We start from the raw sequence: 21,531 nt of genomic DNA, 5'->3' as shown, positions 1-21,531 counted from the left end.
TGGCTCCCGGGGGCAGCAAGCGCAGGCCCGGCATCCCTGTCCCTGTCGCCGCACATGCCGCCACCCTGCCGCATGGGACGTTCTGCGAGGGCGTATGATCAGGGGGGAGCAGATGGCCGGTCTGGCGGCGGAACCGGAGGGGCTGTTGGCCGCCGGGCTGGTGGAGCATGCGGCGCACGGCGGCGCGTTGATCCACCTGGCCCGCAGCGAGGCGCGGGCGGCGCGGCTGGCGGCCGCGGCCCATGCCCTGGCGCCCGGGTTGCGCGTGCTGCTCCTGCCCGCCTGGGACTGCCTTCCCTATGACCGCACCTCGCCGTCCCGCGCCGTGATGGGCCTGCGCATGGCGGCCTTGCACGCGCTCTCCGCGCGCGACGAGGGGCCGGTGCTGGTCCTGGCCAGCGTGGATGCCGCGACGCAGCGCCTGCCGCGGCCGGCAGCCTATGCGGAGCTGCGGCTGGAGGCCGGCCAGGCCGTGGAGGCGGAGGCATTGGAGCGGCGCCTGCGCCAGCTGGGCTACGTGCTGGACGACCGGGTGGACGAGCCCGGCGAGGCGGCGCTGCATGGCATGGTGCTGGACGTGCATCCGCCGGGGGAGGGAGCCTTGCCCTGCCGGATCGAGGTGGAGGAAGGCCGCATCGCCTCCATCCGCCGTTACGACCCGCTCACGCAGCGCAGCCTGGAGGAGGTCGGGGCCGTCACCCTCGGCCCGGTCTCCGAATGGGTCCTGCCCGAGGATTCGGAGGAGGAACACAGCCAGGGGGTGGAGCACGCCCTGGCCGATCTCCTTCCCGCCCTCACCACCCTTTTCGACCTGTTGCCCGGCGCCCCCGTGGTGCTGGACCCGGAGGTGGAGGAGCTGCGCGCGCAACGCGCGGCGGAGGTCGCGGACGCCTTCCGCGCGCGTTTCGCCCTCGCCGCCCCAGGGGAAGGCGTGCACCGCGCGTCGGAGCCGGCGAAGCTGCATCTCGACGAGGCGGCCTGGAAGGACGCCATGGCAGGGCGCGAGGTGACCGCGCTGGAGGAGTCGCCCGAGGACGAGCCCGAGGGGACGCTGCCGCGTTTCCGCGATGCCCGCGAGCCCGAGGATGCCTTCCTCGACTTCCTGGAGGAGGCGACCGAGGCCGGCCGGCGCGTCGCCATCGCCGGCCGGGGCCGCCAGCGCAGCCGTGCGCTCGTCGCGCTCATCCGCCAGCGCCTGGAGCGCGACCCCGTGCCCCTGGAAGGCTGGGCCGCCCTGCGGGAGTCGCCGCCGGGCACGATCGGCCTGCTCGAGGGCATGCTGGAGGCCGGCTTCACGACGGCGGACGCCGTTGTCATCTCCCCCAACGACCTTCGTCCCTCGGCGATCCGGCATGCCTCGCCCGAGCGGGAGCGGATCCTCCGCCTGGCCAGCACGGGCCTGCAGCCCGGCGATGCGGTGATCCATCTCGACCACGGCCTCGGCGCCCTGCGCGGGGTGGAGAGCGTGACGGCGGGCGATGTCACGCTGGATTGCCTGAAGCTGGAATATGCCGCCGGCGCGACGCAGCTCGTGCCGATCGACGAGATGGACCGGCTCTGGCGCTACGGCGCGGAGGCCGAGGGGGTCAGCCTCGACCGGCTGGACGGAGAGGCCTGGCCCAGGCGCCGGGCCGAGGTGGAGGCGCAGATCGCCGAGACGGCCCGGACCCTCATCGCCCTCGCGCAGGAGGCTGGGCAGCGAGAGGCCCCCGTGCTGAAGGCGCGCGGCGGCGCCTATGACCGCTTCGTCGCGCGCTTTCCCTACACGCTGACGGAGGACCAGGCAGAGGCGATCGACGCCGTGCTGGCCGATCTCGCCTCCGGCCACCCGATGAACCGCCTGGTCTGCGGCGATGTCGGCTTCGGCAAGACCGAGGTCGCCCTGCGCGCGGCGGCCGTGGCAGCCTTGGCGGGCAAGCAGGTCGCGCTGCTGGCCCCGACCACCGTGCTCGTCCGCCAGCATCTCACCACCTTCCGCCGCCGCTTCGCCGGGCTGCGCTGGAGGGGCGAGCCGATCCGCATCGAGCAGCTCTCGCGGCTTTCCTCAGCGACCGAGGCGAAGGCGGTGAAGGCCGGCTTGGCGGATGGGGGCGTGCGCATCGTCATCGGCACCCAGGCGCTCGCCGGCAAGGGCGTGCGCTTCGCCGATCTCGGCCTCGTCATCATCGACGAGGAGCAGCGCTTCGGCACGCGGCAGAAGGCGATGGTCCGCGGGCTCGGCGAGGGCGCGCATGTCATGGCGATGACCGCCACCCCCATCCCGCGCACGCTGCAATCCGCGCTGGTCGGGCTGGAGGAGCTCAGCGTCATCGCGACCCCACCCGGCCGCCGCCAGCCCATCCGCACCGTGCATGTGCCGCTGGACGACGCCGTGCTCCAGCAGGCCCTCGCGCGCGAGCATCGCCGGGGCGGCCAGAGCTTCGTCGTCTGCGCGCGCATCGAGGACCTGCCCGGCATGGGCGAGCGGATCCGCTCCCTGCTGCCCGGCCTCGAGATCATCGAGGCGCATGGTGAGATGCCGGCGGATCAGGTGGACACCGCGCTGGTGCGCTTCGCGGAGGGGGAGGGGGATGTCCTGCTCTCCACCAACATCGTCGAGACGGGGCTCGACGTGCCGCGCGCCAACACCATGCTCGTCTGGCGCGCGGACCGCTTCGGCCTCGGCCAGCTCCACCAGCTTCGCGGCCGCGTCGGGCGCGGGAGGGTGCGCGGCACCATCATCCTGATGACCGATCCGGATGACCCGCCCTCGGCCCTCACCCTCAAGCGGCTGAAGGCGCTGGAGGCCTTCGACCGGATCGGCGCCGGCTTCGCCATCAGCGCGCGCGACATGGACCTGCGCGGCGCCGGCGACCTGCTGGGCGAGGACCAGGCCGGCCATGTGAAGCTGATCGGGCTCGAGCTCTACCAGCACCTGCTGGACCGCGCCCTGCACGCGGCGCGCGGCGAGGCGGTGGAGGAGGACTGGATGCCCGTCCTCACCATCGGCATCCCGGCGGGTATCCCGCGCGACTACGTGGAGGACGAGGCGGCGCGGGTGGAGCTGCATGCGCGGCTCGCCGCGATGCAGCGCCGGGGAGACGCCGCCGCCCTGGGCGAGTTCGCCGAGGAGATGGCCGACCGCTTCGGCCCGCCGCCGGGCATGGCCGCCAACCTTCTCGCCCTGGCCCGCTTGCGCGTGCGCTGCCGGCGGCTCGGCATCGCGAAGCTCGAAGTGGGGCCCAGCGCGGCCGCCGCGAGCTTCCGCGGCACGCCGCCCGCCGTCGAGCCGCCGCTGGAGGCGCGGGGCGAGCGCATCCTGCTGCGGCGGAACAGCGAGGACGAGGCGGCGCTGCTCGCCACCGCCACGGAGCTGCTCAAGCGCCTCACGCCACGCAGGCGGCGCGCGGCGGCGAAGGGGGAACGCGAGGCGGCGTAGGGCGCCGCGCTAAAGGCCGGTGGGGAAGGTCTCCTCCGGCCCCGCCTCCTCCGGGCCGGGCAGCGGCGTCACGGCGGTCGTCTCGTCGAACCAGACATAGGCGTCGAACTGCTCCGGCAGGGTGCAGGCGGAGTAGTGGCTCCAGCGCTCCGTCTCCGGCCGGTAGATCACGCCGATGAAGCGCTCCAGCCGCTCCTCCATCAGCGCCTCCCGCAGCGCGGGCGGCAGCCGTCCCTCGCGCAGGTCCAGCAGGAAGCGCCCCAGGCCGCTTTCATGGGCGAGCCATTCATAGCTGTCGGGGCGGGAGGGGTTCACCCGCTTCACCTGCATCGGCTCGTCCCAGTCGGTCGCGCAGGCCACCGTGCCCGTATGCGTCCCGAAGCCGATCAGCGCGGCATCCTGCCCGAAGCGCTCGCGGCAGAGCTGGCCGATGTTCAGCTCCCCCCGCTCGCGCCCCATATCGGTGCGCGACGCATCGCCGATATGGGAGTTGTGCGCCCAGACCACGGCACGGGATTGCGGTCCCTTCGCCTCCAGCAGCGCGCAGAGTGTCTCGAACATATGCGTGTCGCGCAGGTTCCAGCTCCGCGCCCCGCCGTAATACATGAGGCGGTAGTATTCCTCGGCATTCTTCACCAGCCGCGCGCTGGCGGCCGCGTCCAGATAGCTTTCGCCACCGGCGCCCGCATAGTCGCGCCGCTTCTCCAGCAGGTCGCGCAACGTCTCCACCGCGCCCTCCTCGCAGGGCGCGTAGCCGCGGGAGAGGGCCATGCGGCCATAATCCTGCGGCTCGTCCATCCAGGGCATGAGGCAGCCATAGCGCTCCCGCGCCACCGCCGCCGCCTCGGGGTCCACCCGGTCGAGGTAGCGCAGCACCGCCTCCACCGAGGCGGAGAGGTTGTAGAGGTCCAGCCCGTAGAAGCCTGCCTGTGCCCCGGGCTCCCGCCCGGTATTCCACCCCCGCAGCCAGCCCAGGAAGGCGGCGACATCCGTGTTGCGCCACATCCAGGTCGGGAACCGGCGGAAGGGGGCCTCGCCATCCGGCTCGGGGGGGCGGCCGCGGAGCTGCCGGTCGATCGCCGCCGCATCGGGCCAATCCGCCTCCACCGCCACGATCGTGAAGCCATGCGCCTCGATCAGGCGCCGCGTGATGGCGGCCCGGGCGCGGTAGAACTCGGCCGTGCCATGGCTGCATTCGCCCAGGAGCACCACCCGCGCCCCGGCGAAGCGGTCGAAGAAGGCGCCGAAGCCCGGCTCCTCGGGGGCGGGCAGGGGCTCGGCTGCCTGGCCGATCATCGGTGCCAGGCTCTCAGTCGCGTTTCGCATGGGGCGTTAACGCGCCGCGCTCCCCTCCGGTGCGGGCCGCGCCGCCTCCAGGGTGCCATTCTTGCGCTGCCGGGGGCACCACCATAAGCTGCACCCTTCATCGCGCGAGGGTTGTGCGTGGCCAGTAGCCAAGACGTTCCCGACCCCATCCCCGACATGGGAATCGCCAGCATGCGCCTGCTGGTCCTCGAAATGACCGTGGCCGCCGTCGCCGCGCGCCTGCCGCAGAACGACTTGCAGGAAGTGGTTTCCATGCTGGTCTTCGTGGCCAAGAGCTCCGAGGCCGCGCGGGACCTGGACGAGCCGCCGGCCGACGCGCCGGGCCTGACGGATGCCAGCCATTACGCGACCCAGATGCTCGACCGCATCGCCCAGTCGCGCCGCTCGGATCGGACTGACGGGCGGCACTGACGCGGCCTGGCGCCCTCACTCCTGGCGGGGTTCCTTCTCCGCCCGGAGCCAGCGCGTTCTCAGTGCTTCCCGATCCCCCCGGCCATCGCTGAACAGGCGCAGCAGGTCATCGGGCACCGGCTCGTCCAGCGCGCCGTCCCAGCTCTGATGCAGGCTGCGCCGTAGCCAGAGATCGAAGGGATCGGCCTCCGAGAAACCCTGGTTTCGCCGAGCGGGACCGAGCGGCATGATGGCGCCTCCACGAAGCAGCACAGCGGCGAAAACGCACGGGGGCGGCATTCGCTTCGGGATCATGGTCTGGTCTGTTGGTCTGTCCCGGGGAGAGGAAGAAAGAATTCTTCCTCTCCCCGGACCACTCACCAGAGACCCCGCTGATCCGGGGTATCCACGACAGTCAGACGGGGTTCCAAGGGCCTCAGGCCCTTGGCGGGCGAGGGCGGAGCCCTCAAACGGAATCCAGCAAGCCGGAACTGCCGCAGGAGGGCCTCAGTCCTCCACCTCGATCTTCGCCTCCCGCACCACATCCGCCCAGCGCCGCATATCGGCCCGCCACACGGCGTCGAATTCCGCCGCGCCGGCCGGGGCGGGCTCGGCGCTGATCGTCCGCAGCCGTGCCTGGCCGGCCGGGGAGCGGACGGTCTCCAGGATGGCGTCGGAGAGTTGTTGCACGGTTCTGGCGGGCAGGCCCGCGGGTCCGTAGACGCCCACCCAGCTTGTCACCACGAAATCCGGCACCCCGGCTTCCGCCATGGTGGGCACGTCGGGGAGGTTCGGCAGCCGCGCGGCGGAGGTGACGGCCAGCGCCCGCAGCGTGCCTGCCTGGATCTGGCCGAACACATTGGGCAGGTTGTCGAACATGACCTGAATGCGCCCAGCCTGTAGGTCCACCACCGCCGGCGCGCTGCCGCGATAGGGCACATGGGTCATGGGCAGGCCCGAGCGCAGGCGGAACATCTCTCCGGTCAGGTGGATCGAGGTGCCCGCGCCCTGGGAGCCGAAGTTGAGCCCGGCCGGCATGGCCCGGCCCATCTCGATGAAGCCCTTCACGTCACGCGCGGGCGAGTTGCCGCCCACCACCATGACATTGGCGAATTCCGCCACGCGGGCGATGGCGGTGAAGTCGCGCGCCGTGTCGAAGGGCAGGTTGCGCCGCACCGCCGGCGTCACTCCATGGGAGCCGGCGCCGCCGATCAGCAGCACCGTGCCGTCCGCCGGAGCCTTGGCCACATAGTCGGAGCCGATGGTCCCGCCCGCGCCGGGCCGGTTCTCGACGATGGCATTCACCCCCAGCCGCTCGCGCAGCCCATCCGCCACCAGGCGGCCCGTGACGTCGAAGGAACCCCCGGGCGCATAGCCGACGATCAGCCGGACCGTGCGCGTGGGATCTATCTGCGCCGCCGCCGGGGGCGCGAGCGCGCCCAGGGCCAGCGAGGACAGGATTAGCGATGCGAAAGCGCGCTTCGTCATGTGGTTGGCCCCCAGCCTCCGGCGCCGGCCGTGCCCATCAGCAGCCGGTCGCCCGTGTTCAGCACCGTGGTGAGCTTGGAGCGCACCGCCTCCCTTCGTCCGTCGTTGCGGACCACCCAGGCTTCCGCCACGCGGCCATCCCCGCCGCCGGCGCTGCCCCGTGCCGCGTGGAAATGCCGCTCCCCCCGGAAGGTGAGGGTGAGCGGCCCGCGCAGCACCTCGTATTCGCGGTCGATGCCGCAGCCGCCGGGATGCAACCCCGCGCCGCCGGAACCCCGCCGCACGCGCCAATGGTGCACCCGCACCGGCGCATCGGTTTCCATCGCCTCGACCGGCAGGTTCATCGTGTTGCCGACATCGGTCGAGACGCCATGCACGCCCGGCCCCTGGGCGGAGCCGCCGCTGCCGCCGGCCAGCACCTCCGTCACCACCCGGGCCGAGCCGTCCGCGCGGCGGCCGGACAGCGCCATGACGGTCGAGCAGCCCGAATTGGCCGCCGGGATCCGGTCCGGCAGCGCCTGGGCGAGCGCGCCGAGGATGGCATTGGTCAGCAGCTTCACCGTGCCCGTGCGCGCGTTCAGCGGCGCGGGCATGCGCGGGTTCAGCAGCGACCCCTCGGGCAGGACGACGCGCAGGGGCCGCGCGCAGCCGCCGTTGTTCGGAATGTCCGGCCCCGTCACGGCGCGCAGGGCGAAGAAGCAGCCGGCCATCACCCCGGCGGGCGCGGCATTCACCGGCCCGCGCACCTGGGGCGAGGTGCCGGTGAAGTCGAAGGTGATCGCGTCGCCCTCCACCGTCACCCGCACCCGGATCGGCACCTCGCGGTCCAGCTCGATTCCGTCATTGTCGAGCGCGTCCTCATAGGTCCAGCTGCCATCGGGGATGGCGCGGATGGCCGCGCGCGTCGCGGCCTCGGCGCGGCGCACCAGCTCCTGCATCATCGCCGTCAGCGCATCCGCCCCATGGCGCCCCGCCAGCTCCTCCATCCGCGTCGCGGCCACGCGGCAGGCGGCGATCTGCGCCTCCAGGTCCCAGGCGAAGGCATCGGGCGTGCGGGTGTTGAGCGCGATGATCCGCAGGATCTGCGGGTCCGACACCCCTTCCCGCGCCAGGCGCAGCGGCGGCAGGCGCAGCCCCTCCTGGAAGATCTCGGTGGAGGTGGTGGGCAGGGAGCCTGGGGTGAGCCCGCCCAGGTCCTGGTGGTGCAGGATGGTCCCGGCGAGGGCGATCACCCGCCCCTCGGCGAAGACCGGCACCATCAGCGACACGTCCGGGATATGCGTGCCCCCGTCATAGGGGTCGTTCATCAGGTAGACGTCGCCCGGCCGCATCTCCTCCACCGGGAAGTCCCGCAGCATGCGCGCCACGGCCGGCATCAGGCATCCCAGCAGCAGGGGCAGGGAGATGGACTGCGCCATCACCGTGCCATCCGGCAGGAACAGGCTGGCCGAGGCGTCATTGGCCTCTCGCACGATGGGCGAGACGGCGGAGCGCAGCATCACCGCCTGCATCTCCTCCGCGACCGCCTCCAGCCGGCGGCGGACGATCTCGATGGTGGCGGGGTCGAGGCGTTCGGCGCTCATGCGGCGCGCTCCATCAGCAGATGCGCCGGATGGGCCGTGACGCGCCATTCGGCCGGCACGACCAGCGTCGTGTCATCCTGTTCGAGAATGGCGGGGCCGCGCAGCACCTCGCCGGGCGCGAGGCTCCCGCGCGGCACCACCGCCACCTCCTGCGCCACCCCGCCGATCACCGCGGTGCGGCTTCCGGGCCGCGCATCGATCCGCGCGGCGACGGGAGCCGAGGCCTCCAAGGGCCGCAGCCGCCGTACCACGCGCAGCGAGACGAGCCGCACCGGGGCCTGGCGCGCATGCCCGTAGGCGGCGCGATGCGCGGCGATGAAGCCCTCATGGATGGCCGCGCCCGGCGCGGCGATGTCGGGCGGCAGGGCCACGTCCAGGCTATGCCCCTGGCCGATGAAGCTGGCGCTGGCTGTCACCAGCACCTCCGCTGCATCGGCCTCCGCCCCATCCGCCAGCATGGCCGCCCGCGTCTCCGCCACCAGCGCGCCGATCGCATCGCGCAGCGCCGCATCCGGCAACTCGTCCAGCGGCCGGCCGAAGCCCCGCGCGGCGTCATGTTCCAGCGGCGCCGCCAGCAGCCCCGTGGCGGCCAGCACCCCCGGCGCGGCCGGGACCACGATGCGGGTCTGCCCCAGTTCCTCCGCGATGGCATAGGCATGGAGCCCGCCGCCGCCGCCGGCCGGCACCAGGGGCAGCTCGCGCGGGTCGGTGCCGCGCGCCACCGTCACGCTCCGCACGGCTTCCGCCATGGTGGCGTTGATCACGCGGTGGATGGCCACCGCCGCCTCCCGCAGCCCGAGGCCGAGCGGCCCCGCGATCTCCCGCTCGATCGCCTCGGCCGCCGCCGCCGCGTCCAGCACCAGCTCCCCCGCAGCGAAGCGCGCGGGGTCCACCAGGCCGAGCACCACGGAGGCATCCAGCACCGTCGGCCGCGTGCCGCCGCGCCGGTAGCAGGCCGGCCCTGGCACCGCCCCAGCCGAGCGTGGCCCCACCCGCAGCCCGCCCGCATCGTCGATCCAGGCGATGGAGCCGCCGCCCGCCGCCACGGCCAGCACGTCGGCGGTGGGCACGCGCACGGGGAAGGTGCCGATCATCCCGTCCATCCGCAGCGCCGGCGCGCCGTCGCGGATCACCGCCACGTCGGCGCTCGTCCCGCCCACATCGATGGAAACGCCATCCGGCATGCCCGCGCCGCGCAGCACCGCCGCCGCCCCGATCGCCGCCGCCGAGGGGCCCGAAAGGGTCAGCCGGATCGGCTTTCCGCGCGCCGCCCCCGCGCCCAGCAGCCCGCCGCGCGAATGCATCACCTGCATCGGCACGCCGATCCCGGCGCCCCGCAGGATGGCCTCGATCCGGCCGAGATAGTCGCTCATCACGGGCTTCAGCGCCGCGTCGAAGGCGGTCGCGCAGGTCCGCTCATATTCGCGCGGCGCCGGGTCCACCTCGGAGGAGAGGGAGACCGCCATCGCCGGGCAGGTGTCCCGCACGATCTCCCGCGCACGCCGCTCATGCGCGGGGTCGAGGAAGGCGAAGAGGAAGCAGATCGCGACCGCCTTCACCCCCGCCGCTTCCAACGCCCGCGCGGCCCGCGCCACGCCCTCCTCGTCCAGCGGCTCCAGCACGCTTCCATCCGCGCCAATCCGCTCCAGTACCTCCATCCGCCGCTCCGGCGGGATCAGCGCCACCGGCGTCTGCGGTCCGAAGAGCAGGTCGTAGTTCGAGGCCCGGGTCATCCGCCCGAGCTCGATGATGTCAGCGAAGCCCGCGGTGGTGATCAGCCCGGTTGGCGCCGCCGTGTTCTCGAGGATCGCGTTGGTGGCCACCGTGGTGCCGTGCAGGAAGCGCCGGACCGCGCCCGGCGCCGCATCCCCGCCAAGGAGGCGGGAGAGCGCATGGCCCACGGCGCGCGCCGGATCATCCGGCGTGCTGGGAACCTTCAGTGAACGCAACGCCCCGTCGCCGCCGCGCAGCACGGCATCCGTGAAGGTGCCGCCAATATCGATACCGATGTCCAAGAGCCCGTTCCAACCTTTGCTTCAGCGATGACGAGGAGGGGAGCGGCGCGCGGCGCTCAGTCCAGCCGCACGCCGCCATCCTTCACCACGCGTGCCCATTTCGCCACCTCGGCCTTCACGAAGGCCGCGAAATCCGCCGGCGGCGTGGCCTCCACCCGGAAGCCCTGCTGCGCGAAGGCGTCGCGGATCTCGGGTGCCTGCATGGCGCGCGCCACCTCCTCATGCAGGCGCGCCAGCAGGGCAGGGGGCGTGCCCGGCGGCGCCAAGACGCCCTGCCAGGATTCCGCCTGGAAGCCGGGCAGCGCCGCCTCGGCCACGGTCGGCACCTCCGGCAGCAGCGGATGCCGCTCGGCCCCCGTCACCGCCAGGGCCTTCACCGTGCCCGCGCGCAGCTGCGGCAGGATGACGAGCAGGTCGGCGAAGGAGGATTTCACCAGCCCCGCCATCAGGTCCGTCGTCGCCTGGGCGGAGCCGCGATAGGGGACATGCGTCAGCTCCACTCCTGCCGAGAGCCCGAACATCACCCCGGTGAGATGCATGGAGGTGCCGTTGCCCGGCGTCGCATAGGTGATGCCCCCGGGCGCGGCCTTCGCCGCCGCGATATAGGCGGGCAGGTCCGCCACGGGCAGGGCAGGGCCCGCCACCACCACCAGCGGGGCCGAGACGACGCGGGAGACGGGCGCGAAACCCGCCACGGGATCATAGGGCAGGTTGGGGAAGAGGCTGGCCGCGATGGCGTTGCTGCCGGTCACGCCCATCAGCAGCGTGTGCCCGTCCGGCGCCGATTTGGAGACGAAATCCGCCCCCGTCGTGCCGCCCGCGCCCGGGCGGTTCTCCACCAGCACCGGCTGCCCCAGGGCGGGGGTCATGCGTTCGGCCAGGCGCCGCGCCAGCACATCCGTGCTGCCGCCGGGGGGGAAGGGCACGACGATCCGCACGGGCCGGGTGGGCCAGGCCGCCTGCGCCCGCGCCGGCATGGCCGCCGCCATTCCCAGGGCCCCTCCCAGGGCCCCTCCCAGAGCACCAAGGGCGAGTGCGCGGCGGGCGACGGGCGGGGTCATGGCCGGGTCCTTTCAGGGTGGGGGAGGGTCTGCATCAGGCGGCGCGCCGGAAACGGGTGGGCGCGAAGGGCGCGAGGTCGATCGCGGTCGCGCGGCCGGCGACGAGATTCGCCACCTCCCGCCCCGTGCTGGCCGCGCCACACATGCCGACATGCCCATGCCCGAAGGCGAACCAGGCATTGCCCGCCCGCGGCGCCGCGCCGATCACGGGCAGGCTGTCCGGCAGGCAGGGGCGGTGCCCCATCCATTGCGTCGTCTGGCTGGTGTCGAGATGCGGGAACATCTCCTTCCCCCGGGCGAGCAGCACATCCGCCCTTTCATAGTTCGGCGGTGCCGAAAGCCCCGCGAACTCCACCGAGCCGGCGAGGCGCAGCCCCATGCCCATGGGGTTCACCATCATGTTGTGCTCCACCGCCATGACGGTGTGCCGGAGCGCCAGGTTGTTGCTGCCGACCGTCACATGGTAGCCGCGCTGCGTCTCCAGCGGGATGGCGGGGCCAAGCTGCCGCGCGAGCCGGGCGGACCAGGCGCCGCCCGCCAGCACCACACCGTCGCATTCCACCTCGCGCCCGCCCTCCAGCCGCACGGCGGCCACCTCCGTGCCCGCCTTGCGGAAGCCGGTGGCGCGCGCCCGCACCACGGCCGCGCCATCCTGCGTGCAGCGGTTGAAGATGGCGCGGGTCAGCGCGGCCGGGTCGGTGGTGGAGCCGTTCTCCGGCGCCAGGATGCCGAAGCGGAAGCGCCCCTTCAGGTCCGGCTCCAGCGCGATGAGCTCATCCTCGTCCACGTCGCGCATCTCGACGCCGAGCGAACGGCGGAGATCCATCCCCCACTTCCACTGCCGCGCCGCCTCCGGCCCGGAATAGACATAGAGGCAGCCGCTGCGGTTCACGAGCGAGGTCGCCCCCGCCCGCTGCAGCAGCGGCTCGTAGCATTCGAAGATCGGCGCCAGCAGCCCGCGCAGCGCCGCCGCGATCCGCACGACCTGCGCGGGCTCGCTTGCCCGCAGGAAGCGCAGCAGCCAGGGCGCGGCCACGGGCGCGTAGGACCAGCGCACGGAAAGCGGGCCGAGAGGATCGAGCAGCCAGCCCGGCACCTTCTTCCACATGCCCGGCATGCCCACGGGCAGGCAGGCCGAGGGGGAGAGCGAGCCGGCATTGCCGAAGGAGGTCGCCTCCGCCGGGCCGAGCGGATCGATGAAGGTGACCTGGTGCCCGTCGCGCTGCAGCCAGGCGGCGCAGCAACTGCCCACGATCCCATTCCCGATGACGGCGATCCGCATCCCTGTCCCCATCATGGCCGCGGAGTCGGCACCGCCCCCCGGGGGAGCCTAGGAGAGGTCGGGCGATGCTGAACAGAGGCGGATGGCGGGCTGCCAGGTCATGAACCCCGCGCCCCGCCGGCCTCAGCCCTCGCCATCTTCGCCGAGAAGACGCGAGGCCCTCCGCCGCAGCCTTTCCAGCATTCCCCCCAGCGCCGCGATCTCCTCGGCCGTCAGCACCTCAGCCAACTCGGCCTGCAGCGCATGGGCACGGGGCACGATGCGGCGGTAGAGGGTCAGACCCCGCGGCGCGAGGCGCAGCACCTGCGCGCGCTGGTCCTCCGGATGCGCCGCCCGGCTGATCAGCCCCTTATCCGCCAGCCGGATCACCGCTCGGCTGACCTTCACCCGGTCCATCTCCGTCCGCGCGATCACCGCCTGGGTCGAGAGCGACTCCCCTTCGCCCAGCACCGCCATCACCCGCCATTCCGGGATGGAGAGGCCGAATTCCGCCTCGTAGCGCTCGGCGAAGGCCCGGCTCACGCTCTCGGCCGCGACCGAGATCCGGTAGGGCAGGAAATCCGCGAGGCGGAGCGGGGCATCGGTTTTCGGCGGGGGGATGGCGCGCCTCCTCATCGGGCACTTGATTTCGTCTCAAACGAGATGATATGCGGTGAGCATAACATCCAGGCCGCATCGCCCGCCAGAAGCGGGGCAAGAAGGCGGCATCAGGGGAAATGCCGGGAGGGGTCGGTCGTGCATATCGACTACCAGTTGCTGCGCTTCGAATACCAACGCTCGCCGGACCAATCGGCGGCGCAGGTCGCGCATCACCCCGTTGTGGTGGTGGGCGCGGGGCCCGTCGGCCTCGCCACCGCCATAGACCTCGCGCAATCCGGGCTGCGCGTGCTGCTGCTCGATGACGACCGCTGCCTCTCCCACGGCTCCCGCGCCATCTGCTTCGCCAAACGCACGCTCGAGATCTTTGACCGCCTCGGCTGCGGCGACCGCATGGTGGAGAAGGGCGTCACCTGGAATCTTGGCCGGGTCTTCCACCGCGACGAGCCCGTCTACAGCTTCGACCTGCTGCCCGAAGGCGGCCACCACCGGCCCGCCTTCATCAACCTCCAGCAATACTATGTCGAAGGCTTCCTGCTCGACCGCGCCCGGTCGCTTCCCAACATCGAGATCCGCTGGGGCAACAAGGTGGCCGCGCTGGATGCGCGGGAGGATGGCGTCGAGCTGACGGTGGAGACGCCGGAGGGCGACTACCGGATCCTCGCCGACTACGTGGTCGCCGCCGATGGCGCGCGCTCCCCCATCCGCCGGGCCATGGGTCTGGAAAGCAAGGGCCGCACCTTCCGCGACCGCTTCCTCATCGCCGATGTGCGCATGAAGGCGGACTTCCCGGCCGAGCGCTGGTTCTGGTTCGACCCCCCCTTCCACCCGAACCAGTCGGTCCTGCTGCACAGCCAGCCCGACGGCGTCTGGCGCATCGACTTCCAGTTGGGCTGGGATGCCGACCCGGAGGAGGAGAAGCGGCCCGAGAGGGTCATCCCCCGCGTGCGGGCGCTGCTGGGCCGGGACGCCGAGTTCGAGCTGGAATGGGTCAGCGTCTACACCTTTTCCTGCCTGCGGATGGAGCGCTTCCGCCATGGCCGCGTGATCTTCGCCGGCGATGCCGCGCATGGGGTTTCGCCCTTCGGCGCGCGGGGCGCCAACAGCGGCATCCAGGACGCCGAGAACCTCGCATGGAAGCTCGCCCTCGTGCTCCGCGGCGCGGCACCGGATTCCCTGCTGGACAGCTACGATGCCGAGCGGGTGGCGGCGGCGGACGAGAACATCCTCAACTCCACCCGCTCCACCGATTTCATCACCCCCAAGAACGAGAGCAGCCGCGCCTTCCGCGACGCCGTGCTGGAGCTGGCGAAGGACTGCGCCTTCGCCCGCCGCATGGTGAACAGCGGCCGCCTCTCGCTGCCCAGCACCTATCGCGCATCCCCGCTGAACACGCCGGATTCCGACGTGTTCGATGCTCCCATGGTCCCCGGCGCGCCCGCGCTCGACGCCCCGCTGGGCGATGACTGGCTGCTGCGCCGCCTGGGCGGCGGCTTCACCCTGCTGCATTTCGGCGCCTCAGCCCCCACCATGCCGGAAACGGTGCCCGCGATCCGCGTCGTCAATCTCTCGACGGAGGAGGATGCGGGGGGCGTGGCCGCGGCCCGCTACGACGCCCGCCCCGGCACCACCTATCTCCTCCGCCCGGACCAGCATGTCTGCGCCCGCTGGCGGCGCTTCGACCCGCAGGACGTGCGCGCCGCGCTCGACCGTGCGACCGGGAGGGCCTGATGCTCAATACCGAGACCAACATCGCCGCGCCGGACGAGTTCTACGAGGCGCTGCTGGCGATCCACCAGGATCTCACCCCGGACCAGGCGCGCGCCGTGGATGCGCGGCTGATCCTCCTCCTCTCCAACCATATCGGGGACATGGCCGTTCTGCGCCAGGCCATGGCCCGCGCCCGCCAGGGCATCGAGCCCGCCGGGCACGACGCCACCATCGCCGCCCGCGCCTGAAGGAATCCCGCATGTCCGGTTTCGCCAGCACCAACGACCTCGCCGAGAAGACCATCTCCTTCGACGAGCTGGGCCCGGGGCTCTATGGCTACACGGCGGAGGGCGACCCGAATTCGGGCGTCGTCATCGGGGACGAGGGCGTTCTGGTGGTGGACGCCCAGGCGACGCCCCGCATGGCGCAGGACGTGATCGCGCGCATCCGCACCGTGACGGACAAGCCGGTGACGCATGTCGTCCTCTCCCACTACCACGCCGTCCGCGTGCTCGGTGCCTCCGGCTACGAGGGCGCGCAGATTATCGCCTCCGACGTCACGCGCGACCTGATCGTCGAGCGCGGCCAGCAGGACATGGACAGCGAGATCGGCCGCTTCCCACGCCTGTTCCGCGGAAAGGAGAGCATCCCCGGCCTGACCTGGCCGCATGTGACCTTCCAGAAGAAGATGACGCTCTGGATGGGCAAGCGCGAGGTGCAGATCATCCATATCGGCCGCTCCCACACCGCCGGTGACACGGTGGTCTGGCTGCCCAAGGAGCGCGTCCTCTTCGCCGGCGACTGCGTGGAATACGGCGCCACCCCCTATTGCGGCGACGCGCATTTCGCCGACTGGCCCGGCACGCTCGACGCGATCCGCGCGCTCAGGCCTGCCGCCCTCGTCCCGGGCCGTGGCGCCTCGCTCACCACGCCGGAGAGGATCGAGGAAGGGTTGACCGGCACCGCCGACTTCACGCGCGACCTCTTCGTGATCGCGAAGAAGGGCGTCGCCGCCGGTGCCTCGCTGAAGCAGGTCTATGACGAGGCCATCTCCGCCATGCGCCCGAAATACGGGCACTGGGTGATCTTCGACCACTGCATGCCCTTCGATGTCTCGCGCGCCTATGACGAGGCGAAGGGCCTCGACCACCCCCGCATCTGGACCGCCGAGCGCGACGTCGAAATGTGGCGTTCGCTCGAGCACGGGACCGAGATGAAATCCGCCGAACTCGACCGGTAACAGGAGGCTCCCCCATGAATGCCCCGTTCCGCCCACAGCCGCTGACGAGGAACGAGACGGGCTACATGCCCGGCTTCGGCAACGGCTTCGAGACCGAGGCCCTGCCGGGCGCACTGCCCATCGGGCGCAACTCGCCCCAGCGCTGCCCCTACGGCCTCTATGCCGAGCAGCTCTCCGGCTCGCCCTTCACCGCGCCGCGCATGACGAATGAGCGGTCCTGGCTCTACCGCATCCGCCCGACCGTCGCGCATTGGGGCTCCTTCACGAAGATGGATGCCGGCCTCTGGCGCACGGCCCCCGCGGTGGAGGTGGACCTGCCCCTCGCGCCCCAGCGCTGGGACCCCATCCCGCTGCCGGAGGAGAAGGTCTCCTTCCTCGAGGGCATCCGCACCATCACCACGGCGGGCGATGCCGGCAGCCAGACCGGCATGGGCGCCCATGTCTATCTCGTCACCCGCTCCATGCAGGACGAGTACTTCTACAACGCCGATGGCGAGATGCTCTTCGTGCCCCAGCAGGGCGCGCTGCGCCTCGCGACCGAGTTCGGCATCATCGACATCGCCCCTGGCGAGATCGCGGTGATCCCGCGCGGCGTGAAGATCCGCGTGGAGCTGCCCGGCGGTCCCGCCCGCGGCTATCTCTGCGAAAACTACGGCGGCGCCTTCACCCTGCCGGAGCGCGGGCCCATCGGCGCCAACTGCATGGCCAACCAGCGGGACTTCCTCACCCCGGTCGCGGCCTATGAGGACCGCGACGCGCCCTCCACCATGGTGGTGAAGTGGGGCGGCACCCTCTGGCGCACCGAGCTGGCCCATTCGCCGCTGGATGTCGTCGCCTGGCACGGCAATTACGCGCCCTACAAATACGACCTGCGCCGCTACTCCCCGGTCGGCCCGATCCTGTTCGACCACGCGGATCCCTCGATCTTCACCGTCATGACCTCGCCCAGCGAGACGCCGGGCACGGCGAATATCGACTTCGTCCTCTTCTCCGACCGCTGGCTGGTCGGCGAGAACACCTTCCGCCCGCCCTGGTACCACATGAACGTCATGAGCGAGTTCATGGGTCTGGTGGAGGGTGTGTACGACGCCAAGACCGGCGGCGGCTTCGTCCCGGGCGGCTTCTCGCTTCACAACTGCATGCTGCCCCATGGGCCCGACATGTCCGCCTTCGAGGCCGCCAGCAACGCGGAATTGAAGCCGCACAAGCTGGAGGGCACCATGGCCTTCATGCTGGAAACGCGCCTGCCGCAGCGCGTCACGCGTTACGCCGCCGAGGCCCCGCAGTTCCAGCGGGACTATGCCGGCTACGGCGCGGGCCTGCAGAAGCACTTCAATCCGAACCAGCGCTAAGGGGTGACAAACCAGGAATGACCGACGCCACGCACGACCCCGCGCTCCGCAGCTGGGTGGAATCCGCCAACGGGCATCCGGACTTCCCCATCCAGAACCTGCCCCTCGGCACCTTCATCCCGCTCGACATGGGCGGCGCGCGGGTCGGCGTGGCTATCGGGGACATGATCCTCGACCTCACCGCGGCTCCGGTGGATGACGAGATCCGCGACGCCGCGGCGCATCCCGGCCTCAACGCGCTCTTCGCGCTGGGGGAGGGGGTGCGCAAATCGCTTCGCGCCCGCCTGTCCGAGCTGCTCTCGGACCCCGCGCATCGCGCGGCCGTCGAGCCGCATCTTCACCCCACGGAGGGCGCGACGCTTCTCGTGCCGAGCAAGATCGGCGACTACACCGATTTCTACGTGGGCATCCACCACGCGACGAATATCGGCAAGGTGTTCCGCCCGGATAACCCGCTGCTGCCGAACTACAAGCACGTCCCGATCGGCTATCACGGCCGCGCCTCCTCCGTGCGCGCCTCCGGCACGGATATCCGCCGCCCCAAGGGCCAGCTCAAGGCGCCGGACTCCGACACGCCCCGTTTCGCGCCCTGCGAGCGACTGGACTACGAGCTGGAGCTGGCGATCTGGATTGGCCCCGGGAACACGCTGGGCGACGCCATCCCCATCTCCCGCGCCCCGGCCCATATCGCCGGCTACGGGCTGCTGAACGACTGGTCCGCGCGCGACATCCAGGCCTGGGAGTACCAGCCCCTCGGCCCGTTCCTGGCGAAGAACTTCGGCTCGACCGTCTCCCCCTGGGTGATCACGCCGGAGGCCCTGGAGCCCTTCCGGGCCCCGCAGCCGCCCCGCCCGGAGGGCGACCCGGCGCCGCTGCCCTATCTGCTGGATGAGGCCGACCAGGCGGCCGGCGCCTTCGACATCGCGCTGGAGGTGCTGATCCTCACCGCGGCGATGCGCGGCAAGGGCATGGCCCCGCACCGGCTCTCCCTCTCCAACACGCGCCACATGTACTGGACCGTGGCGCAGATGGTCGCGCACCACACCTCCAATGGCTGCGACCTGAACCCGGGCGACCTGCTCGGCTCCGGCACCATCTCCGCCCCCGATGCCGCGGGCTTCGGCAGCCTTCTGGAGACGACGAAGGGCGGGAAGGAGCCCGTCCAACTCCCCTCCGGCGAGACGCGGCGCTTCCTGGAGGATGGCGACGAGATCATCCTCCGCGCCCGCGCCGCGCGCGATGGTTTCGCCGGCATCGGTTTTGGGGATTGCCGCGCGACCATCCTGCCGGCCAACTGACGCCCGACAACAAGCCGGCCAGCCGAGCCGGTACCGGAGAGGAAAGAACCATGAAGAGCATCACGCTCGGCCGCCGCGCCCTGATGGGCGCCGGCCTTGCCGCCGCCCTGCCCGCCTCGCGCGCGCTGGCCGCCTATCCCGATCGCGCCGTCCGTTGGGTCGTCGCCTATGCCCCGGGCGGCGGCACGGACACGCTCGCCCGGCTCGTCGGCGCGGCGCTCTCGCAGCGCCTCGGCCAGCCCGTGGTGATCGAGAACAAGCCCGGTGCGGCCACGAATATCGGCGCCGAGTTCACCGCCAAGGCCCCGGCCGACGGCTACACGGTGATGACCGCCGACAACGGCACGCTCGTCTTCAACACCGCCCTGTTCAATCGCCTGCCCTACGACCCCGTCCGGGATTTCCGCCCGGTGGGGCTGATGGCCCGCTTCCCGCTTTTCCTCGCCGTCGGCCAGAACGCGCCGGCCGACACCGTGCAGGGCCTGGCGGAGCGTTCCAGGGCCCGCCCGATCGACTGCGCGACGCCTGGCGTCGGCTCCCCCCACCACCTCGCGATGGAGCGCCTGGGCCGGGAGGCGGGCATCCGCTTCAACCACATCCCCTATCGCGGCGCGGCCCCCGCGCTCAACGACCTGCTGGCCGGCAACATCCCGATGATGGTGCTCGACTATCCCTCGGGCGCCGAGCACCTCCGGGGCGGCCGCGTGAAGGCCCTCGCCGTTCTCTCGGCCCAGCCGCTGGAGGACATGCCGAGCATCCCCACCGTGCAGTCCGCCCTCAACCTGCGCGGCTTCGAGGCCTATGCCTGGCAGGGCGTGGTCGTCCCCAAGGCAACGCCGGACGATGTGGTCGCGCATCTCACGAAGGAGCTGGACGCCGCGGTGCGCGAGGCCTCGGTGCGGACCCGCATGCAGCAGATTGGGCTGGAGCCGCTGACCGGTGGCCCCGCCGAGTTCGAGGCGCTGCTGCAGCGCGAGCGCGGCATCTGGCTGCCGCTCATCCGCGACCTGAAGATCACGCTCGACTGATGCGCCTGCATGGCTACTTCCGCTCCTCCGCCGCCTGGCGGGTGCGGATCGCGCTGAACCTGAAGGGGCTCACGGCGGAGCACGTCTTCCACCACCTCCGCCGTGGCGAGCAGCGCGCGCCCGATTATCTCCGCTGCAACCCCCAGGGCCTGCTCCCGGCCCTGGAGGTGGAGGATGGCGCGGTGCTCACCCAGTCCCTGGCCATCGTCGAATGGCTGGAGGAGACCCGTCCCGAGCCGCGCCTCCTGCCCGGCACGGCGCTGGAGCGCGCCCGCATCCGCGCCTTCGCCCAGGCCATCGCCTGCGACGTCCACCCCGTGCAGAACCTCAAGGTCCTCGCCCGGCTGCGGGAGGAGGGTTGGCCGGAGGAGAAGGTGACGGGCTGGGCGCGCTGGGTGATCCAGGAGGGGCTGGAGGCCTGCGAGAAACTTCTGGGGGAAGGGGAGGGGCCCTTCTGCTTCGGCGCCACTCCGACGATGGCCGATCTCTGCCTCATCCCCCAGCTCGGCAATGCGAAGCGCTTCGGCGCCGATATCTCCGCCTTGACGCAGATCAAGGCGGTCGCCGCCGCCTGCGCCGATCATCAGGCCTTCATCGCCGCCGCGCCGGAGAATCAGCCCGACGCGGAGTAACGAAGGCGGGAGAGGGAAGGACATTCCCTTTCCTGCCCGCGCGGCAGCATGGCGCGCCTGTCCTGCGGGATATCTTTGGGAATCCGCGCTCTTTCCGGCGGCGCGTGGCCTTCATAGCTTTGTGGGCATGAACGACACGCCCTTCCGCGCCGCCTCGTCCGGCTGTCGCCCGATGCCCTGTCGCGGCTGAACGCCGCCACCGAGCCCCCCCCGGGCCACCGCGACGCCGCCACGCCAGGGCGGCAACCCCGCATCGCCGGAGTTCCCCAGATGTCCGACACGCACGCCCTCGGCGCGCGCGAACGCCTCGCGCCGTCCCTGCCGTTCCGCGCCGCCCTGCCGCGGCTCAATCTCAGGTCCTATCGCCGCTTCCTCTCCCCGCTCGTCCTGATCCTGCTCTGGCAGGCGGCCTCCATGGCCGGGCTGATCGCCCCGCGCACCCTGGCCGCGCCCAGCACCATCATCGCCACCGCCTGGGAGCTGCTTCTCTCCGGCGAGCTGCCGCATCACCTCCTCGTCTCCCTCGGCCGGGTCGCCGGCGGCCTGGCCATTGGCGTGACCACCGGCATCGTCCTCGCGGTCATCGCCGGCCTCTCCCGCATCGGGGAGGAGGTGGTGGACGCGCCGATGCAGATGCTGCGCACGCTGCCCTTCCTTGCCCTCGTGCCCCTTTTCATCCTCTGGTTCGGCATCGGCGAGACGCCGAAGATCGCGCTCGTCGCCCTCGGCAGTGCCTTCCCCGTCTATCTCACCCTCTTCGCCGGCATCCGCGGCGTGGATCCGAAGCTGGCCGAGGCGGGACGCGTCTTCGGCCTGGACCGGCGCGGCCTGGTCCGCCACGTCATCCTCCCGGGCGCGCTGCCCTCCGGCCTCGTCGGCCTGCGCTACGCCCTCGGCAGCGCCTGGCTCTCCCTGGTCATCGCCGAGCAGATCAACGCCACCGCCGGCATCGGCTTCCTCATCAACGACGCGCGGGACTTCCTGCGCACCGACGTCATCGTCGTCGGCCTGCTCGTCTACGCGCTCCTCGGCCTCGGCGCCGACGCCCTCGTCCGCGCCTTCGAGCGCCGCGCCCTCGCCTGGCGCCCCAACCTCATCAAGGCCTGAACCG

At 71.8% G+C, this 21,531-nt stretch carries 18 protein-coding genes; 10 read left to right on the top strand and 8 right to left on the bottom strand.

The window, feature by feature from the left end:
- Window positions 1-112: 112 nt before the first annotated feature.
- A complete protein-coding gene (locus BUB97_RS20075) occupies window positions 113-3,418 on the top strand; it encodes a DEAD/DEAH box helicase (RefSeq protein WP_086062392.1) in 3,306 nt (1,101 codons plus the stop codon).
- Between the two features lie 9 nt (window positions 3,419-3,427).
- Here BUB97_RS20075 and BUB97_RS20070 read toward each other — a convergent pair whose 3' ends face one another.
- Complete coding sequence (locus BUB97_RS20070) at window positions 3,428-4,744, bottom strand: erythromycin esterase family protein (protein WP_086062391.1); 1,317 nt, start codon at window positions 4,742-4,744, stop codon at window positions 3,428-3,430.
- 117 nt (window positions 4,745-4,861) lie between these two features.
- On the opposite strand from BUB97_RS20070, the gene BUB97_RS20065 reads away from it, so the two are divergent.
- Window positions 4,862-5,155: a hypothetical protein gene (locus tag BUB97_RS20065; protein WP_139281403.1), complete on the top strand. Its 294-nt coding sequence runs from the start codon at window positions 4,862-4,864 to the stop codon at window positions 5,153-5,155.
- 15 nt (window positions 5,156-5,170) lie between these two features.
- Here the strand turns inward: BUB97_RS20065 and BUB97_RS20060 are convergent, their stop codons facing one another.
- The 7 genes from BUB97_RS20060 to BUB97_RS20030 all read right to left on the bottom strand — a co-directional run bounded on the left by BUB97_RS20060 (window position 5,171) and on the right by BUB97_RS20030 (window position 13,178).
- A complete protein-coding gene (locus BUB97_RS20060) occupies window positions 5,171-5,383 on the bottom strand; it encodes a hypothetical protein (RefSeq protein ID WP_073138075.1) in 213 nt (70 codons plus the stop codon).
- Window positions 5,384-5,641: 258 nt separating this feature from the next.
- On the bottom strand, window positions 5,642-6,622 hold the full coding sequence (locus tag BUB97_RS20055; protein ID WP_073138073.1) for a Bug family tripartite tricarboxylate transporter substrate binding protein: 981 nt from the start codon (window positions 6,620-6,622) through the stop codon (window positions 5,642-5,644).
- A complete protein-coding gene (locus tag BUB97_RS20050) occupies window positions 6,619-8,205 on the bottom strand; it encodes a hydantoinase B/oxoprolinase family protein (protein WP_073138072.1) in 1,587 nt (528 codons plus the stop codon). The genes BUB97_RS20055 and BUB97_RS20050 overlap by 4 nt, the downstream gene beginning before the upstream one ends.
- Complete coding sequence (locus BUB97_RS20045; RefSeq protein WP_073138070.1) at window positions 8,202-10,220, bottom strand: hydantoinase/oxoprolinase family protein; 2,019 nt, start codon at window positions 10,218-10,220, stop codon at window positions 8,202-8,204. The genes BUB97_RS20050 and BUB97_RS20045 overlap by 4 nt, the downstream gene beginning before the upstream one ends.
- A 56-nt stretch (window positions 10,221-10,276) precedes the next feature.
- Window positions 10,277-11,281 carry a tripartite tricarboxylate transporter substrate binding protein gene (locus tag BUB97_RS20040; protein WP_073138068.1) on the bottom strand — a complete coding sequence of 335 codons (1,005 nt, stop codon included), beginning with the start codon at window positions 11,279-11,281 and terminating at the stop codon, window positions 10,277-10,279.
- Between the two features lie 34 nt (window positions 11,282-11,315).
- Complete coding sequence (locus BUB97_RS20035; RefSeq protein WP_073138066.1) at window positions 11,316-12,563, bottom strand: NAD(P)/FAD-dependent oxidoreductase; 1,248 nt, start codon at window positions 12,561-12,563, stop codon at window positions 11,316-11,318.
- 123 nt (window positions 12,564-12,686) lie between these two features.
- Complete coding sequence (locus BUB97_RS20030; protein WP_073138064.1) at window positions 12,687-13,178, bottom strand: MarR family winged helix-turn-helix transcriptional regulator; 492 nt, start codon at window positions 13,176-13,178, stop codon at window positions 12,687-12,689.
- A gap of 120 nt (window positions 13,179-13,298) precedes the next feature.
- Here BUB97_RS20030 and BUB97_RS20025 point away from each other — a divergent pair, with 120 nt between their 5' ends.
- The 8 genes from BUB97_RS20025 to BUB97_RS19990 all read left to right on the top strand — a co-directional run bounded on the left by BUB97_RS20025 (window position 13,299) and on the right by BUB97_RS19990 (window position 21,527).
- The gene (locus tag BUB97_RS20025; RefSeq protein ID WP_073138062.1) at window positions 13,299-14,891 is read left to right on the top strand and encodes an FAD-dependent oxidoreductase; all 1,593 of its coding nucleotides are present in this window, start codon (window positions 13,299-13,301) and stop codon (window positions 14,889-14,891) included.
- Complete coding sequence (locus BUB97_RS20020; protein WP_086062388.1) at window positions 14,891-15,118, top strand: DUF2783 domain-containing protein; 228 nt, start codon at window positions 14,891-14,893, stop codon at window positions 15,116-15,118. The genes BUB97_RS20025 and BUB97_RS20020 overlap by 1 nt, the downstream gene beginning before the upstream one ends.
- A gap of 11 nt (window positions 15,119-15,129) precedes the next feature.
- Entirely contained in the window at window positions 15,130-16,110 is a 981-nt protein-coding gene (locus BUB97_RS20015) for an MBL fold metallo-hydrolase (RefSeq protein ID WP_073138058.1), read from the top strand.
- 14 nt (window positions 16,111-16,124) lie between these two features.
- The gene (gene hmgA, locus BUB97_RS20010; RefSeq protein WP_073138056.1) at window positions 16,125-17,462 is read left to right on the top strand and encodes a homogentisate 1,2-dioxygenase; all 1,338 of its coding nucleotides are present in this window, start codon (window positions 16,125-16,127) and stop codon (window positions 17,460-17,462) included.
- 17 nt (window positions 17,463-17,479) lie between these two features.
- A complete protein-coding gene (gene fahA, locus BUB97_RS20005) occupies window positions 17,480-18,760 on the top strand; it encodes a fumarylacetoacetase (protein WP_073138054.1) in 1,281 nt (426 codons plus the stop codon).
- 50 nt (window positions 18,761-18,810) lie between these two features.
- On the top strand, window positions 18,811-19,788 hold the full coding sequence (locus BUB97_RS20000; RefSeq protein WP_073138052.1) for a Bug family tripartite tricarboxylate transporter substrate binding protein: 978 nt from the start codon (window positions 18,811-18,813) through the stop codon (window positions 19,786-19,788).
- Complete coding sequence (maiA, locus tag BUB97_RS19995; RefSeq protein WP_073138050.1) at window positions 19,788-20,420, top strand: maleylacetoacetate isomerase; 633 nt, start codon at window positions 19,788-19,790, stop codon at window positions 20,418-20,420. The genes BUB97_RS20000 and maiA overlap by 1 nt, the downstream gene beginning before the upstream one ends.
- Before the next feature lie 270 nt (window positions 20,421-20,690).
- Window positions 20,691-21,527, top strand: coding sequence for an ABC transporter permease (locus BUB97_RS19990; protein ID WP_086062387.1), 837 nt, complete (start codon window positions 20,691-20,693; stop codon window positions 21,525-21,527).
- Window positions 21,528-21,531: the final 4 nt, after the last annotated feature.

It is taken from the genome of Muricoccus roseus (assembly GCF_900141905.1).
GTDB lineage: Bacteria > Pseudomonadota > Alphaproteobacteria > Acetobacterales > Acetobacteraceae > Roseomonas > Roseomonas rosea.
The sequence above is the reverse complement of the archived record's forward strand: the minus strand, read 5'-3'. Positions and strand labels throughout refer to the sequence as shown.